Genomic DNA, 14,940 nt, shown 5'->3' with positions numbered 1-14,940 from the left:
ATGAAATCTACTGGAATTGTACGCAAAATTGACGAGCTTGGACGGATTGTTATCCCGATTGAACTGCGTAGAACGATGAATCTGGAAATCAAAGACCCTGTAGAGATCTTTGTTGACGACGACAAGATCATCTTCCGCAAGTATGCGCCGGGCTGTGCGATCACTGGTAGCCAGGAAGATTTGGTTCCGTTCGAAGGGAAACTGTACAGCCGCGCAATTATTCAGCAAATGGCTGTTGCGGCAGGAATTAAGTAAGAAAAGCAAGGGCTTCGGCCCCTGTCTCCAAGCGTCGACCCTTAGAAATAACCTTTCCTCCGGGTTGGCGTTTGGAGATGCGGCTGACGCATCAATACATATGGAAGGAGGCAGCTTATACAAGTCATTCAAAAGTTAACAGTGGTTAGTAATCCAACACGAGTATTTGAAGTTGGAACCGAGATTGATAGCCATGAAGTAATTGAAATTAAGCAGGTTGGTTCTGAGTATGAGGACCATATTCATTCTGAGTATGTCGTTCTGGACGAAGATGGCCACATGATAGCCAGTGTCGAGAACGCTCCTGTAATTGTGGATTACAAGCAAATTGCTGAACACGACAACGAAAAATAGCCCACTGGCATGGGCTATCACTGTTCATTGAAAACTTAATTATTCACTTGCCTCCATCTTAGCAGGTGGGGGCGCACTACACAAGAGGGAGTGAAAGTAATGTTAACTGCCTTTTCTGCTGACATTAGTGGTCAGCGTATTGAGGTTGAAATTCAGCCTCCAACACACTATACGCCTTCGGTTCTTTCAATTCGGCAGCAATCTGGAACCTTTCAGCTGCACGCTGATCCGGATCAATTAGCTGAAGTCGAATATGCCATTCGGACTTATCTGAAAAGTATTCGTTACCCAGAAACACCTGATCAACAAATGATCTTACATGCTGAATGCAATGAAGCCATCGAGGAGGGTATCGCTTGAAACGTATCGTTTTGGAGCGCCTGACGCTCCGTAATTTCAAAGGTATTAAAGAACTTGTCCTCGCCGCTAATGGCGGGGACGCTGATGTCTATGGTGACAATGCTACTGGGAAGACCACTATGTTCGACGGCTTTGTCTGGCTCTTGTTCGGTAAGGACAGCCAGAACAAGGCTGACTTCGAGATTAAGGGTTTGGATGGAGCGGGGAAGGTTCTTCAGCACAAGTTGGAACACGAGGTCGAGGGAGTTTTCCTGATCGATGGACGCCGCCGTACTTTCCGCCGTGTCTTCTCCGAGAAGTGGACTAAGAAGCGCGGTTCCGCGACGGACGCCTTCGAAGGGCATGAAACGAACTACTTCCTTGATGGTGTTCCTGTGAAAAAGGGAGAGTACACCGCCGAAGTCGATTTCATCATCAAAGAGGATTTATTCAAACTATTGACTTCACCTTCTTACTTCAATGAACAGCTAAAGAAAGAAGAGCGCCGAAAGACATTACTAGAGGTATGCGGTGATCTTACGGACGCCGAGGTCATTCACGGTAACAAGGAACTTGCTTCATTACCAGGTATCCTGGGAGATCACGACCTTGAGTCACATAAAAAGGTTATCTCTTCCCGATGCACTGTGATTAATAAGGAGATCAAGGAGCTACCAGTGCGGATCAGTGAAGTGCAGCGTCAAATGCCGGATGTTGCGGAGCTGGATGAAGAACTCCTCAAAGAAGATATCGCGATCCTACGTAATCGGGTGGAATCAGGGGAGGCCGAGCTTTCGCGGATTCTTTCAGGTGGTGAGGTAGCGGTTAAGGAAAAGCGGCTTCGTGAAATTGAAGGCGAGCTGATCGATATTAAGAGTCGTATGCAGTCCAATGTGTTAGATAAGTTGGCTCTCAAACGTGATGAAGTGAACCGGATGCATAACGAGCTGGATAAGTACCGCCGTACAGTAGAGGACAAGGAGCAACGTATCAAGCAAAATGAGCGCTTAGTTACTGATCGTCGGCAAGAAGCAGATCGCTTGAGAACAGAATTTGCTGAACTGAAGAGTCTTACCTTTGAATATCCTGAAGGTCATGATTCCAATTGCCCAGCCTGTGGTCAGTCACTCCCAGAAGATCAAATTAAGGCGGCTCACGACAAAGCAGAGGCAGAATTTAATCGTCGGCTAGCGGAGCGTAAGGAGCGTATCAATAATTCCGGTAAAGCGGCGGTAGCAGAAGCTCAAAAATTCGAGCAGGAAATCATTCGGCTACGGGAAGAAATCGAAGGTTTGACTAGTACCCTCCAAACCCTGCAGGCTGAGGTCGCATCCGCTGATGAGCAGCTGACTGTGCTACGTACAGGAGTCAAGGACCCGGCTACTGATCCTGAATATGCCAAGAAGCAGACTGAAGCTGCTCAAGTTAAACAGCAGATTGAAGTATTGAGAACTTCAGGTGAAGATGCTGCTGCAACAACCCGTTCCGAAATTCGCCAGCAACGTGCTGAGATCGAAGAAATGGAACGCGATCTCGCTAAATTCGATGGTGTCCGCCGGGCGCAGATGCGGGTGGTGGAGCTAGAGAAACAGGAGCGGGAACTTGCAGCAGAGTACGAACGCCTGCAGCATGAACTGTTCCTCTGCGAGGAATTCACTAAGACCAAGGTCAGCATGCTGGATGCTAAGATCAACAGCAAATTCAAGCTCGCACGGTTCCGACTCTTTGAGGATCAAATCAACGGTGGGATCAAGGAAGTCTGCGACACCCTGTATAAGGGAGTTCCTTATGATGGTGGGCTCAACAATGCGGCTCGTATCAATGTCGGTTTGGACATCATCAACACGTTAGGTGCTCATTACGGCTTCTCTGCTCCAATCTTTGTCGATAACGCTGAAGCAGTGACGAGGTTGATTGATACAGATGCCCAGGTCATTCGGCTGGTAGTTAGTGAAAAAGATAAGAAGCTTCGCATAGAAACGGCAGCCATACAGGAGGCGATTTAATTGAGTACTACAGATCAAACAAAGCAACAAACAGCTCCGGCAGAGATTGCTAAAAAGGAACCTACTCAATCGGAACGCTTCATGACCAAGGTAATTTCCGAGTTTGGTTCCGGCGTGGGTGAGGTAGCTCTTACCAAGTTTCAGAAACGTCTGGCTCAGAATTACTTCATCGCTCTGGATGCCATTCTTAAGACAACTGAAGAAAAGCGGTTGAAGAAGTCTGAGAAGTTCCGTGATGCTGTGCCAGTAACTTGGCAACACGTAAACATGGAGAAGCTTGCTCGTGATGTGGTGGCAATGGCAAGGGTTGGATTTGACCCTTCGCAACCTAACCACATCAACCCAATTCCTTATAAGAACAAACATACCGGAAAATACGATATCACCTTCATCGAAGGGTATCGAGGCATTGAACTGAAAGCTACTAAATATGGTCTAGACGTTCCGGATCATGTGACCGTTGAACTGGTCTACTCAACCGATAAGTTCAGACCGGTCAAGAAGGATTCAAAGAATCAGTATGAAGGCTATGAGTTCGAGATCGTCAATGCCTTTGACCGCGGGGATATTATAGGAGGCTTTTATTATCACAGTTATTCAAAGGCTCCAGAAAAGAACAAGCTTGTCGTCATGACAAAAAAGGATATCGAAAAGAGAAAGCCAGATCATGCTTCTCCGGAATTCTGGGGAGGGGAAAAGGACAAATGGGAAAATAACAAAAAAGTTGGTACGGAAACAGTGGAGGGCTGGTATGACAAGATGGCCTGGAAGACCATTTACCGTGCCGCCTATGGCGACATCACTATCGACTCTCAGAAGATTGACGACGACTACCTGCGCCTTAAGCAAATGGAAAGTGATTTTGCAGAGGCGGAAGTCGACGAAGAAATTCGGGCGAATGCGAACGGAACGATTATTGATATTACTCCGAATGGTCCACCAGCGGATGCTACTAAAAGCCCGCCAGCAAATGATAAATCCACATGTGAAACTGATCCTGATAATTTCTCTGGTGATGTACCTTCTGTGGAACAAGAGATGGAATTCTAATGATCGACATCCAGTGCCTCGGCTCCAGCAGCGCCGGTAACGCCTACCGAATATCGGACGGCAACACCGTGCTTCTGTTGGAAGCCGGTTTTCCTTATAAGTCGATACAGCGGGCGCTTAATTTTAGAATGTCTGACATTGCAGGTTGCCTTATTACTCATGAGCACCTAGATCATAGCAAGGCTGCTCCTGACATCATGAGAGCAGGCATCAACATTTATACCAGCGCAGGTACGGCAACTGCTAGAGGGTTGTCAGGACATCGCCTGAAGGTCATAAAGGCGTTGGAGCAGTTCACAATTGGTACTTGGACAATTCTACCGTTTGATATTCAGCATGATGTGGAGGAGCCACTAGGCTTCCTGCTAGCAAATATAGTGGGAGATAAACTAGTTTTCCTGACTGATACTTACTATTGCCGGCATCGCTTCAAAGACCTTACTCACATCATGGTGGAGTGCAATTATTCCTTAGATATCGTTAACAAGCGGGTGGCTGCGGGGCACTTACACCCTGCCCAAAAGAAACGGCTGCTTCGTTCTCACTTCGGATTGGAGAATGTGAAAGAATTCTTGAAAGCCAATGATACCCGTAATGTTGAGGAGATTTGGTTACTGCATCTATCTGACGGTAATAGTGACGCAGAGCGCTTTAAGAGAGAGATTCAGGAGACTACCGGAGCTCTTGTTAGGGTGGCAGATCGATGATCAACGATAAACCTATGATGCAGAGCATGATGGGAGAGCGGATCTGGAAGCTGATGAAGGTAGATCAAGAAGAGTTTAAGCGGGAAACTCGAGATTACTTCGCTCGAGCTTATCCAGGCTGGACGGTGAAGCGGGTGAAGTATCCGATTGTTTACCTCCAGGATGATAGACCCGGCCATTAAATAAGGAGGCGGTGCCGGTGGATTCCAACGTGAACCCCCAACCCACGGATGCCCATATACGAATCAACCACGAAATTCATAGAGAGCTGATCCGGCGGAAGTTCACTCAGCGACAGCGCGACATCATTGATTTCATTTTAACGTTGAGCTGGGGATGCGGGAAGCCATCGGCGATTATACCGCAACTGAAGCATTTTGAATTATGTGGTATTCGTAAAAATCATATTCGAGCTGAACTCATAGCTTTGTGTGAAAAAAAGGTGATTCTATGGGAGCAAAGTTTGAATATTTTCCAAATTAACAAGCACTATGACCAGTGGAGTGTTGATCCTATAGAGAGTTTTGATCTCAAAAAAATGAAAGAATTAATCAACTTAAATATCGAAAATCATTCACCAAATCTTACAAAAATGGTTCCTAAAAAGGGAACTCAGTTCCCAAATAAGGAACCGAAAATTGGTTCCCAAAAAGGGAACTCAGTTACACATTCGGGAACCAAGTTCCTAAAAAGGGAACTGCGCGGTTCCCAAAAAGGGAACTTTCCGGTTCCCAATTCGGGAACCGTGAGGCGCCACTATCCCAGTCATATCAAGGCTTTCAGCGTCTCTAAAGAAAGTATTAAAGCAATTATTAAAAGAAGCAGTAGTAATAAGAGTGTTTTATCTGAAATAGATACAGAGTCAAAAGCCATCAACAGTAGCCCTAATTATTCCTTCGGATACCTGTACCAAGCCTATGAAAAAAACTTCACAGAAGACGGTAAGGTTACTCCTTTTGAAACTGAAGAATTTGGAGCACTCTTCGATGATTATGGCGGAGAGTGGATGCTGAAGGCAATGAGGGAGGCTAGCAGGCATAAGGTTTTGACCCTCGCTTATGTCGGGGGGATTTTAAAGGGCTATCGAAAACGTGGAGGACCTGAGGCTGTGATTAGTGGGGGACGTGATTCGCCTGCAATCACAACCATTCCTGAGAATGATCCGATCATGGACCGGATACGAAAGGCAGATGAACAACGACTTGCTCAATACGGAACTGCTTGAAATTGAAATCTTAGGTTCTTTCTTCCTTGATCCGTCCCTTGTTTCCGAAGTTGCAATGTCCATCCAGCCCTCTGTATTCACTCAGCCTTGGCATCGTAATTTGATCAAGATGATTCAAGAGCTTCACCGACAGGGGAAGGAATTGTCCTTTACCACTTTCGCAACAGTGTTCGGGAAGCACCTCGAAAGAGTAGGCGGATTTGATTATCTGACAAAATTAACCCATTCGGCGGTAACTGCTGGACGGATTGAGAACAATGTTCGTGAACTAATCGAAGCGGATGCACGCAGAAAAGCAATGGCACTGGTTGAAGAGTATAAAGACAAATTCTCCGATTTTTCCGCCGGTAGCTTCGAGAGCATTCTTGATGAGTTTGAACAGCGTTCGTTGGATATACGACCAAAGGCGCTTCAACAGGATACAAGGATGGATGACATCATCGATTGGTACGAGGAATTGGTTCTTAAAACTCAAGATCCAGGTCGTGCTCTTGGCATAATGACAGGTTGGGATGCTATCGATCGCCTGACTCTTGGCTTCCAGCGCACAAATCTGATTGTAGTAGGTGCCAGGACGAGTATCGGTAAATCGGCATTCGCTAATGAAATCGAGCTCAGAGTGACCAAACGAGGGTTTAAGGTGGCGAGCTTTTCACTCGAAATGTCCAAAGGCCAGAAGTACAACCGAGCTCTATCGAATTTATCAGGAATATCAATGCAGGCGATTCGTTCAGGTAATTTGACCCCAGGTCACTTGGAGATGATTTCTCGACACATGGATTTGGTTCGACGGATTCACATTGATGACAGCCGTGGCGTGACAGCAGATTATATCTGTTCGGAGATGCGTCGGTTAAAGAGACAGGAAGGTCTGGATTTAGTAATCGTGGATTATCTGCAGGAAGTTCTTGAGGAAGCTGCGGCAAATGACAACAGTGGATCTGGTCTTCACCGGGTCTGTCAGAAGCTTCGTAAGGCAGCGAAGGATTGTGACTGTGTGATGGTTGGATTATCCCAAGTCAAACAAGAAGTGGATATACGGCAGAACAAGAGGCCGTTCATCTCAGACTTGTCTGGAAGTGCAGCGATAAGCGCGGTGGCTGATGACATTATCATGTTGTATCGGGATGAGTACTACAACCAAGATACACCTGATCCGGGAATCATGGAGGTTAATCTGGCCAAGCAGCGGAACGGTCCAACAGGAATGGTAAAACTCAATTTCAAGAAGGAGACACAGCAGATTGCATAAGGGGGCAATGGCATGAAGCAGGGGAAGCGGCCAACGAAGAAACAGAAAATTATGATTGCAGCAGCGAAGGGTCTGGTGCTGGAGAATTGGTTGGTGGAAAGGGAGACATCAACACAACTTGTGTTGATTCATCGTAAATCTGGGAAGCCGAAGACGATCAGTAAGGGGGCCTAATGATGGGTAGGCGGAATTACTGGCACGTGTATAACCAGATGCGTCGTCATTATATAGATACCGGAGTTGCTCTGGGACGTACCGATCTGCTAGCTGAGTTTTCGGACATGGATCCAGCGGAAGTAGACGAGGGTATTGCTGAGTTTGAACTCGCGATTGGTATACGAATGAGGGGAGTCGATCTTAATGGTTGTAAAGAAGCGTAAGCCGATTGATCCGTTCTTCCAGCAGCAAAATTACTTCATGGTTGTGGATGAAACTGGAGCAACGGCAGGCATGGTGTATGTGCTTGATACAGCGATGATGCCGGCTAAGCATCGAGGAGGAAAACGTAATGATTCAGTTTACGGTTTACGGAGAACCGGTCGCCCAGGGCCGGCCTAAATTTAGCACTGCCGGTGGATTTCCGAGAGCCTATGATCCCGCCAAATCTCGGGATTATAAAGATTACGTCCGTTTGGCTGCCAGTGAGTATGCGCCGGCAGCACTGCTGGAGGGCGCCCTCGGGGTCGCAGTGACCGCTTATCGCTCGACTCCGAAGAGCTTTAGCAAGAAAAAGGCCGCTGCCGCAGAGCGTGGTGATATTCTCCCAGTGACTAAGCCGGATGCAGACAACTATCTGAAAGGTGTTAAGGATGCACTGAAGGGCATCATCTGGAAGGATGATAGCCAAGTTGTGGACGCATTCGTAAGGAAACGGTACAGCGCACGACCACGCATTGAAGTGAAGATCAAGCAACTCCAATAAAAAAAACTGAGGGGAAGATCGATATGATAAAGGATTATGCAAAATTCAGTGCAACTATTGCTAAAGGAATTAAAGTCGGAGATGCCGACGTTGAAGTTAAATTGCTTGTGCCACTGAGAGTCATGCAGGAGAACTTCTTGTTCCTCAGTAGCAATCAGGGGGAAAAGATCAATGTTTTCCTTGGTGATCCTCAGGCTGCTTTCGATTTCGATGAAGAGGATGGAGATATATACCGAGAAGTCACTGGCCGTCGTGTCACAACTGATGCCTCGGGTGTCGTTATGAGCGCAGATAAGATTGGCGAAGATGATCCTGATCAAGGCAAGTTATTCGAACAGCAAGAAGGTGCTTCGGATGGCGAGCAGAAGGACGATAATTTTGAAATTGTTGAACCAGATGCAGAAGAAGAAGGGGCTAATGAAGTTCAATCATCTGAAGAAGATATTAATGATGGCGGTTCTGATGAGCATTCAGAGGAAACAAACCTCGAACCGAATTGGATGAATGATGGAGCTGAATCTGAAAGCAAAGATAATGATGGTGATCCTGATGAATCAGGAGAACAAGAAAATGTCGAGAATGGTGGAGGTTCTGATCTTGGTGAAGCTTCTGCAGATGATACGAGTAAGGAAGAACTGGAAGCTTTTATCCTTGCTGAACGTCCAATCTTTCCTGAAGTCGAATATGAAGGACAGACTATTGAGTTCCCAGTTCTTTTGGAGAAACGCATTAATGAAGATAAAACCTGGCGTGAAATTGCAAATGAAAACGGTATGACCAGTGGGCAGCTGTCAGCCAGATGGACAGCGTATCGCAAGCTTGCAGCAAAGAAAATGAAGGATGGCGGAGGAGCAGCGTAAGCTGCTTTTCTCTTACCTAGGGAGGTATCGCTTTGATCTTTGCGGTTTATGCACTCGCAATTGATAAATATATCGAAGTTGTGTGGGAAACTGCAGTGCGGAAACATCGGATTGCAGAGCTTCGGACACTGATCGACCAAGCACTGGATGAGCGAGATGGAAAGAGCTTTTATCGGTATTCGGCGGAGTTAAAAAGATTAAGGAAGGGGGAGTGAAGAAATGAAAAACCTAATACAGGTAGAGCTAGAGAAGCTTGAACCGCGGATTAAGTGGGTTACAAATATGATCAATGAAGCTGAAAATGAGGGGGTTTACAACGAGGGAGATCCTCAAGAGATGTATCTTCGGGGGATGTTCTATCAGATTAGCAGTAAATTGGACGAGGTTAGGCGTTATATACGCCAAGTGACGGCACCTGTGATTGAAGAAGGTATACTTCACAAAGGGAAAGATGGCAGGTACACAAACGGAAAGCATGCTTACTACACGTCCGGTGCTTCTATTGAATACTTATTCGAAGATTCCACAGGAGAGAGTCGCTGGGTGTACTCTCATATGGAGCACAATGGCAATGATTATTACATCTCTAATACTCCAGATCTATCTATGGAAGGGTTGAAAGTTCGGGTTAAGATGCTCCCTCTCTGGGACTAATACAAAGAACGGATGGAGCAAATCCCATCCGTTCAATCTTCGGTAAGTTTTAACTCAATGAGTTGCTTGCAATGGGGACACTTTTTTTCTAAGGTAAAAGTCTTTTTATCATTAATAGTGAGGAATGACAGGAGTTGAACAATCAACCCAGGCAAAGATAATCCTGCTAGAAGCAAAGTGAGTCTATTAATTAAAGCTGTATTTGTGATTGCCTGGTCATCGATGAAAGCCACAGTAATCATGAGTCCCATTAATGCAATTACGGCACCAATTGCAAAGATATAAAGAAATGAAAATATTATTTTTACCCATCGTTTCATTTTTCTAAACGACATTATATCACCTCGAATCTATTACGAAGATTCAGAAGAAAAGATTCAATAATATGGAAGTATGTTTGATTCACAGTCGCAATTGATGGAACGGAAGGACAGAGTTCAAATCAGTGGGAGGATGACTATGCGAAATACATTAGGGGATCTGAATAACCATTTGTTTGCTCAATTAGAGCGCCTAAGTGACGAGGAGTTAACCGGAGAGAAATTGGCTGACGAGATCAGCAGAGCTAAGGCTGTAACAAGTGTTGCTTCTCAAGTTATTGCAAATGGATCTCTTGTGTTAGATGCCATAAAACTGGCTGACGATAAAATGAATGCTAATACTACCATTCCCAAGATGTTGGAGGGGTGAAAATGTTTCGATTCAGTTTGGAGCAAAAGGAGTTTATTAGCACCAACATTCATGGACGGTATGTTCTGGAATTGACTTCAATATTCAATGAGAAGTTCGACTTGGAGATCCAGCCTTCTCAAATGAGAGCCTTCATCAAAAATAACGGGTTGAAGAGCGGAATCGATGCCAGGATCAAACCGGGTAGCATTCCACCCAATAAGGGAAAGAAGAAGTTATGGACCGGCGGTGAGGATACTCAATTCAAGAAGGGCCATAAGCCGCACAATTATGTTTCTGTAGGCTCTGAGAGGGTTAACGGGGATGATTATGTAGATATAAAGATTGCTGATCCGAATATGTGGCGCGGGAAGCATCTAATCGTTTGGGAGCAGCACTGCGGCCGCTCGGTTCCGAAGGGACATGCCGTCATATTCGGAGATGGGGACAGGCGGAATTTCGATCCGGATAATTTGATTCTGGTTACCCGCGGACAGCTGGCCATCATGAACAAAAGAGGGCTGATAGAAAATGATGCAGAGCTCACGAGGAGCGGTATTATTTTGGCTGACATTATTCAGAAAATTGGGGAAAGAAAGCGGAGATGCTGAAAAGCTTGCGGACTTTGAGAAGCTATAATATGTAAAGACCCCCATATCCTTGGCCGGGCGGGGGGCACTTTTTAAACTATTCCTCTTGATATTATAACATAAAGGGGAGTAGGGGGATGGCGATGGTTTGGGAACAGGGAGAGCTTTTTCCAACAGCAAACGAGACAGAGATCCAGCGGACAAAGTTCCTCCTGGGCAAATATAAGAGCATGACTTTGTTGATGGATGATTATGAGCAATTTAAAAGCGATATGCAGCAAGTGGCTATAGACGGAGAAGTTGCACGTCGAATTGATAGGGATGAATTACACGCGGACAAGACAGCCAATGCAATCATTCTGATGGATAAGCAGCGATGGGTGTATGAACAATACCAACTGTATACAAGTACCATTCATCGGGTAATTGGGTTGATTCAGGATAAAGATACGAAGAATGCTATCCAACACAGATATATTGAGGGACACAGCTTCAAGGAGACTGTTCTGTTCTTTAGGCATGGTATGAGCGACAGCACTGTTCGGAGAAAACTTGCTGAGGGAATTGAGAATATTGCAAATACATTGAAATTGATGGGCTTTTTTGAGTAGATATTGAAGTGAAATTAGCTGAATCTAAAAAACTATCCTGGAACTGGAATGTTAAAGAAGGTAAACTAGCGCGTGCAAATATTCGAACGGCACGCGCTTTTTGATAATTTTTTGAACACGTTTATTTATATGTAGTACGCTTTACAATAATTTCTTAGATGAACTGAATTTTTATACAACAAAAAACATTAATATATGTTTAATTAGCGTTTATGTTTATGCTAGAGCAATGTTACTAATCTATCTCTGGATCAACATCTAACCCACAGATATCAACATATTTATAAATATTCATTCCATTTTTTTTCGCCAACTTTATAAAACTTTCTTCAAGCCCATACCAATTTTCATTCCAAGCATTTGTAAAATAATTATCAATATCAGTAAGCATCATTATGTCTCTTAATAAACCTATGAAATTAGTATTTAAAATAATTGATGGATTTCTCTCAACTACTGAAGTTGTAATTGCATCTAATTCATAAATGTTACTCAAGCCGAAATTTAACAATTCTTCAATAACTAAAGCTTCTGCACTATTAAATGTTGGGATGATATCATTATTTTTTATGGACTCTTTAAACTTATGTAACAGATAGTTACTTACTGAAGTTGCATTAATGGGAAGGTCGAGATCACCTTTTCTGGTCTTTCCCTCAGTTTCTTTTTCATACTTATCAAGTGTACTTACAATTGAATCAAATTCTCTATCAACAAGTTCTAATGTTGCTGAAGCAAGAGAAAATCTCCGCTCAATATCATATTCTTGAGGGAAATCCCCTTTAAATTTATAACTTCTATCATGAGAAATATCAGCCCATGCATGTTCAAGTAATGTTCTAACCTGAATTTCAAAGACAAGATCCTTAAACATTCTATAGTCTGGCAAAACTAACCTATCGTCAGTTAAAGTTGCAACGTAATGAACAGAGCGATATCCTACTTTATCTTTACCTAATTCGCTACTTTTATCAACGCTATTTTTTTCGTCAATCTTAAACAAAGGTCTAATTATATCACAAGCTTTGGTCACTTCACTCCTTACGTAAGTAATAACTCGAATTCCAGCTAAATCTTGAATTTGTTTTTTTGGATCATTGTACTTATCCTTCTGAGATTTCTTTACAAAACTTTCAACATCTTTAGCTCTACTTGAAATTGAATAATATGTAACCCCTTCAGAATCTAATAACTCTTGTATTATTGTTTCCACTTTTTTTGCGAGGTTACTGTAAGTTTGTCGATTTTCTGTATACCAAGCTTTCAAGTCATCTATGTTTTTACTTTGAGTTGACGACATTTATCTCCCTCATCTTCTATAATAATTCGATACGATTATAAAGTTCGCTATTTGATTATTAACTCCTTTATTTTCCTCACTCAAAATACAGAATCTGATTGCTATTTGAACTTAGTATGAACCTAAGATGAGCATCATCTGATTGATATTCCATGATACTATGAGAGCGTGGAAATCAGGCGTGAGTGACACGCACGGCTGCAGAGATGTAGCAGTAACCGTGGCTTACCTCCTCTCGCATATTTACACGAACGAATTAATTAAGCAGTTTATTAGTTAGATTGATAAGTATTTGTGAGAGCAAAAGTATCAGCGCAATCATAAAACTAATAAGCACTCTCATTAATAAAGGCGAGTAATCTACATTGTTAAAAGTAAGGCTTACAATGATAATGTTAATTAGAACATAAGCAACAATCATTTTTATAAAATCGATAATTTCTTTTTTGGAATTATTCCCAGTATTATTGTTTGTTGATATGGCAGCAAGAGCTGGAACTAAGGCAGCATATCCAATTGCAAGGGTAAAGTTAATGGTTGTCATTTTATCGACTATCTCATTAATGATTTTTGTATCATTAGTGCCTGCAAATATGAAAAATAAAATAATTATTGTCGCTATGCAGTAGAGAGTATAAAATATATTTTTATTGTTTTTTTCTTCTGGTGTACTCATCAGTTCCCCTCTTTTCATGTTTTTTACATTTTGATAAATTCGCCATTGAAGTGGGATAACCTTCCTTTAAGCTATGTTTGATTATATGTGGACATCATGGAGAACTATTTTTAGATTTTCTAAGCGTCTATATAAAGTCAATCAATGCAGCTCAGCGAAAAAGCGAGAAATGATGAGTAATGACAGTATTAATATGAGACGAATCATCTTTATGATTTATCGTGCTTTTGACTTTGTTTTTAGCTAATCGGTAAAATGGTCTTGTTCTCCTTTGTCACAAAGTACGTAAAGATTATAAGCAAAGAGCGTAGCGAATTTGCTGCGGATGCGGAGCGGACGCCGTTCTTCAGGCCAGACTCATTGCACGATTGAATTGATTGTATATTACGAAGTCGCTCATTATTTGGGCGGCTTTTTTGCATTGGGGGAATTAATTTGAAGACGAAGAAACAGCAGCGGCGTTTAAAAGATCCGCCCAAGCAGCCTGCCAAGTGCAAGGGCTGTATATGGGGGCGCTGGGAAGGAACTGCACAGTTCTGTTGTAGAGTAATATGTCAGAAGGAAAAAGTCATTTGATGTAGAAATATTCTATAAATTAGAATATTATGGAGGTCGTCAATTTGACTGTGAATATAGGATATGCAAGTAAATGCCTATCTATAATTGTGACTGATAGAAGAATAAATTATGGTAAAAATCAGGAGTTTGGATATTCTGATAATAATAACAAACTAGTTAATCTCAAAGATATGGGATGGGCAACAGGTGCTGGCTTGGCTAGTTTTTTGGATAGTTTTAAAGAGAGACTATCAGAAAGTGTTGTTAAAAATTCCGATGATGTTATATCACTGTTTCATGATGTTGTAGAAAAAGCAAAAAAAAATGAGCCTGAGTTCGCTGAATATATTGATAATAGCGTGGGCATGATTTCATGGTTTAGTGCTCTTGAGGATTTATCAGAATTCTTCTTTAGAGTCGGATTACTCTCAAATAATGATTTCGGTAGAAATATAGCTCTATTAAGTAACGAAGAAATAAAAATTGTGTATCCATCTGAATATTTAGATGATATTGATAAAGTCAGAGAATTAGAAAAAAGATACGAAATGAATATTAAATTTGACGGAGACCTGAACAAGGTTTTAAGTCGAATACTCACCATTTTCGCTGAAATATCTAAAGAGTCAATGTTTGTTAGCTCAATTTGCGATGTTGGGCTTCACTTCTTAAGTAGTGAAGGGTTCTTTAAGGTTAGGTTTTCTGGAGAAGTAGAGGATCTACTAAACGACTTGTATTTAGGTGAAATTGAGACGCGATATGAAATAGTCAGTAAAACACCGTAATTTGCTAAGCACCTTTTGGTGCTTTTTTTATACCTATAAACGACCTTCTGTGCGTCATTCTCAGGCTTTATATACGAGAACGTGCGTTTGTGAGGTAGAACGTAGAAAAGAGCAGAGTAGACTGATT

Annotated in this window: 23 protein-coding genes; 20 read left to right on the top strand and 3 right to left on the bottom strand. The window is 42.8% G+C overall.

Features of this window, described 5'->3' with window-relative positions; genetic code table 11:
- The 16 genes from MHI15_RS06500 to MHI15_RS06425 all read left to right on the top strand — a co-directional run bounded on the left by MHI15_RS06500 (position 1) and on the right by MHI15_RS06425 (position 9,624).
- Positions 1-255 (top strand): AbrB/MazE/SpoVT family DNA-binding domain-containing protein, encoded by a 255-nt coding sequence (locus tag MHI15_RS06500; protein WP_076302481.1) that lies wholly within the window; start codon positions 1-3, stop codon positions 253-255.
- A gap of 141 nt (positions 256-396) precedes the next feature.
- The gene (locus tag MHI15_RS06495; protein WP_341164256.1) at positions 397-609 is read left to right on the top strand and encodes a hypothetical protein; all 213 of its coding nucleotides are present in this window, start codon (positions 397-399) and stop codon (positions 607-609) included.
- Positions 610-708: 99 nt separating this feature from the next.
- Positions 709-969 (top strand): hypothetical protein, encoded by a 261-nt coding sequence (locus MHI15_RS06490; RefSeq protein ID WP_341164255.1) that lies wholly within the window; start codon positions 709-711, stop codon positions 967-969.
- The gene (locus MHI15_RS06485) at positions 966-2,954 is read left to right on the top strand and encodes a hypothetical protein (RefSeq protein WP_341164254.1); all 1,989 of its coding nucleotides are present in this window, start codon (positions 966-968) and stop codon (positions 2,952-2,954) included. Before MHI15_RS06490 ends, MHI15_RS06485 begins: the two co-directional genes overlap by 4 nt.
- Entirely contained in the window at positions 2,955-4,004 is a 1,050-nt protein-coding gene (locus MHI15_RS06480; RefSeq protein ID WP_076302485.1) for a recombinase RecT, read from the top strand. It begins immediately after the preceding gene.
- A complete protein-coding gene (locus MHI15_RS06475) occupies positions 4,004-4,711 on the top strand; it encodes an MBL fold metallo-hydrolase (protein WP_076302486.1) in 708 nt (235 codons plus the stop codon). Before MHI15_RS06480 ends, MHI15_RS06475 begins: the two co-directional genes overlap by 1 nt.
- Positions 4,708-4,893, top strand: a complete 186-nt coding sequence (locus MHI15_RS06470; protein WP_076302487.1) for a hypothetical protein — start codon at positions 4,708-4,710, stop codon at positions 4,891-4,893. The genes MHI15_RS06475 and MHI15_RS06470 overlap by 4 nt, the downstream gene beginning before the upstream one ends.
- Before the next feature lie 17 nt (positions 4,894-4,910).
- On the top strand, positions 4,911-5,936 hold the full coding sequence (locus MHI15_RS06465) for a replication protein (protein ID WP_076302488.1): 1,026 nt from the start codon (positions 4,911-4,913) through the stop codon (positions 5,934-5,936).
- The gene (locus tag MHI15_RS06460; protein WP_081383356.1) at positions 5,902-7,188 is read left to right on the top strand and encodes a DnaB-like helicase C-terminal domain-containing protein; all 1,287 of its coding nucleotides are present in this window, start codon (positions 5,902-5,904) and stop codon (positions 7,186-7,188) included. Before MHI15_RS06465 ends, MHI15_RS06460 begins: the two co-directional genes overlap by 35 nt.
- Positions 7,189-7,200: 12 nt before the next feature.
- Positions 7,201-7,362, top strand: coding sequence for a DUF6906 family protein (locus tag MHI15_RS06455; protein ID WP_179089428.1), 162 nt, complete (start codon positions 7,201-7,203; stop codon positions 7,360-7,362).
- 2 nt (positions 7,363-7,364) lie between these two features.
- Positions 7,365-7,568: a hypothetical protein gene (locus MHI15_RS06450; protein WP_076302490.1), complete on the top strand. Its 204-nt coding sequence runs from the start codon at positions 7,365-7,367 to the stop codon at positions 7,566-7,568.
- Positions 7,549-7,746: a hypothetical protein gene (locus MHI15_RS06445; protein WP_143766465.1), complete on the top strand. Its 198-nt coding sequence runs from the start codon at positions 7,549-7,551 to the stop codon at positions 7,744-7,746. Before MHI15_RS06450 ends, MHI15_RS06445 begins: the two co-directional genes overlap by 20 nt.
- The gene (locus tag MHI15_RS06440) at positions 7,697-8,110 is read left to right on the top strand and encodes a RusA family crossover junction endodeoxyribonuclease (protein ID WP_076302491.1); all 414 of its coding nucleotides are present in this window, start codon (positions 7,697-7,699) and stop codon (positions 8,108-8,110) included. Before MHI15_RS06445 ends, MHI15_RS06440 begins: the two co-directional genes overlap by 50 nt.
- Positions 8,111-8,133: 23 nt before the next feature.
- Positions 8,134-8,970, top strand: a complete 837-nt coding sequence (locus MHI15_RS06435; RefSeq protein ID WP_341164253.1) for a hypothetical protein — start codon at positions 8,134-8,136, stop codon at positions 8,968-8,970.
- Between the two features lie 32 nt (positions 8,971-9,002).
- Positions 9,003-9,185: an IDEAL domain-containing protein gene (locus MHI15_RS06430; RefSeq protein ID WP_341164252.1), complete on the top strand. Its 183-nt coding sequence runs from the start codon at positions 9,003-9,005 to the stop codon at positions 9,183-9,185.
- 4 nt (positions 9,186-9,189) lie between these two features.
- Positions 9,190-9,624 (top strand): DUF5348 domain-containing protein, encoded by a 435-nt coding sequence (locus MHI15_RS06425; protein ID WP_341164251.1) that lies wholly within the window; start codon positions 9,190-9,192, stop codon positions 9,622-9,624.
- A gap of 32 nt (positions 9,625-9,656) precedes the next feature.
- On the opposite strand, the gene MHI15_RS06420 is transcribed toward MHI15_RS06425, so the two are convergent.
- Entirely contained in the window at positions 9,657-9,944 is a 288-nt protein-coding gene (locus tag MHI15_RS06420; RefSeq protein ID WP_341164250.1) for a hypothetical protein, read from the bottom strand.
- Between the two features lie 139 nt (positions 9,945-10,083).
- On the opposite strand from MHI15_RS06420, the gene MHI15_RS06415 reads away from it, so the two are divergent.
- The 3 genes from MHI15_RS06415 to MHI15_RS06405 all read left to right on the top strand — a co-directional run bounded on the left by MHI15_RS06415 (position 10,084) and on the right by MHI15_RS06405 (position 11,494).
- Complete coding sequence (locus MHI15_RS06415; protein ID WP_341164249.1) at positions 10,084-10,314, top strand: hypothetical protein; 231 nt, start codon at positions 10,084-10,086, stop codon at positions 10,312-10,314.
- A gap of 2 nt (positions 10,315-10,316) precedes the next feature.
- A complete protein-coding gene (locus MHI15_RS06410; RefSeq protein ID WP_341164248.1) occupies positions 10,317-10,904 on the top strand; it encodes an HNH endonuclease signature motif containing protein in 588 nt (195 codons plus the stop codon).
- 116 nt (positions 10,905-11,020) lie between these two features.
- Positions 11,021-11,494 (top strand): hypothetical protein, encoded by a 474-nt coding sequence (locus tag MHI15_RS06405; protein WP_341164247.1) that lies wholly within the window; start codon positions 11,021-11,023, stop codon positions 11,492-11,494.
- 235 nt (positions 11,495-11,729) lie between these two features.
- Here the strand turns inward: MHI15_RS06405 and MHI15_RS06400 are convergent, their stop codons facing one another.
- Together MHI15_RS06400 and MHI15_RS06395 are read right to left on the bottom strand one after the other, a co-directional pair.
- Entirely contained in the window at positions 11,730-12,794 is a 1,065-nt protein-coding gene (locus tag MHI15_RS06400; RefSeq protein ID WP_341164246.1) for a GTP pyrophosphokinase, read from the bottom strand.
- A gap of 256 nt (positions 12,795-13,050) precedes the next feature.
- Positions 13,051-13,470: a hypothetical protein gene (locus MHI15_RS06395; protein ID WP_341164245.1), complete on the bottom strand. Its 420-nt coding sequence runs from the start codon at positions 13,468-13,470 to the stop codon at positions 13,051-13,053.
- 620 nt (positions 13,471-14,090) lie between these two features.
- Here MHI15_RS06395 and MHI15_RS06390 point away from each other — a divergent pair.
- Positions 14,091-14,813: a hypothetical protein gene (locus MHI15_RS06390; RefSeq protein ID WP_341164244.1), complete on the top strand. Its 723-nt coding sequence runs from the start codon at positions 14,091-14,093 to the stop codon at positions 14,811-14,813.
- Positions 14,814-14,940: the final 127 nt, after the last annotated feature.

The organism is Paenibacillus sp. FSL H7-0918 (assembly GCF_038007025.1).
GTDB classification, from domain to species: Bacteria; Bacillota; Bacilli; order Paenibacillales; family Paenibacillaceae; genus Paenibacillus_AQ; species Paenibacillus_AQ odorifer.
This window is presented reverse-complemented; position numbering and strand designations above follow the sequence as displayed.

What these genes read in the sequence shown, in the direction of transcription:
- MHI15_RS06500 (WP_076302481.1), top strand. Translation starts at nt 1, where the DNA reads ATGAAATCTACTGGAATTGTACGCAAAATTGACGAGCTTGGACGGATT.
- MHI15_RS06490 (WP_341164255.1), top strand. Translation starts at nt 709, where the DNA reads ATGTTAACTGCCTTTTCTGCTGACATTAGTGGTCAGCGTATTGAGGTT.
- MHI15_RS06475 (WP_076302486.1), top strand. Translation starts at nt 4,004, where the DNA reads ATGATCGACATCCAGTGCCTCGGCTCCAGCAGCGCCGGTAACGCCTAC.
- MHI15_RS06470 (WP_076302487.1), top strand. Translation starts at nt 4,708, where the DNA reads ATGATCAACGATAAACCTATGATGCAGAGCATGATGGGAGAGCGGATC.
- MHI15_RS06460 (WP_081383356.1), top strand. Translation starts at nt 5,902, where the DNA reads ATGAACAACGACTTGCTCAATACGGAACTGCTTGAAATTGAAATCTTA.
- MHI15_RS06455 (WP_179089428.1), top strand. Translation starts at nt 7,201, where the DNA reads ATGAAGCAGGGGAAGCGGCCAACGAAGAAACAGAAAATTATGATTGCA.
- MHI15_RS06450 (WP_076302490.1), top strand. Translation starts at nt 7,365, where the DNA reads ATGGGTAGGCGGAATTACTGGCACGTGTATAACCAGATGCGTCGTCAT.
- MHI15_RS06445 (WP_143766465.1), top strand. Translation starts at nt 7,549, where the DNA reads ATGGTTGTAAAGAAGCGTAAGCCGATTGATCCGTTCTTCCAGCAGCAA.
- MHI15_RS06440 (WP_076302491.1), top strand. Translation starts at nt 7,697, where the DNA reads ATGATTCAGTTTACGGTTTACGGAGAACCGGTCGCCCAGGGCCGGCCT.
- MHI15_RS06435 (WP_341164253.1), top strand. Translation starts at nt 8,134, where the DNA reads ATGATAAAGGATTATGCAAAATTCAGTGCAACTATTGCTAAAGGAATT.
- MHI15_RS06425 (WP_341164251.1), top strand. Translation starts at nt 9,190, where the DNA reads ATGAAAAACCTAATACAGGTAGAGCTAGAGAAGCTTGAACCGCGGATT.
- MHI15_RS06420 (WP_341164250.1), bottom strand. Translation starts at nt 9,944, where the DNA reads ATGAAACGATGGGTAAAAATAATATTTTCATTTCTTTATATCTTTGCA.
- MHI15_RS06415 (WP_341164249.1), top strand. Translation starts at nt 10,084, where the DNA reads ATGCGAAATACATTAGGGGATCTGAATAACCATTTGTTTGCTCAATTA.
- MHI15_RS06410 (WP_341164248.1), top strand. Translation starts at nt 10,317, where the DNA reads ATGTTTCGATTCAGTTTGGAGCAAAAGGAGTTTATTAGCACCAACATT.
- MHI15_RS06405 (WP_341164247.1), top strand. Translation starts at nt 11,021, where the DNA reads ATGGCGATGGTTTGGGAACAGGGAGAGCTTTTTCCAACAGCAAACGAG.
- MHI15_RS06400 (WP_341164246.1), bottom strand. Translation starts at nt 12,794, where the DNA reads ATGTCGTCAACTCAAAGTAAAAACATAGATGACTTGAAAGCTTGGTAT.
- MHI15_RS06395 (WP_341164245.1), bottom strand. Translation starts at nt 13,470, where the DNA reads ATGAGTACACCAGAAGAAAAAAACAATAAAAATATATTTTATACTCTC.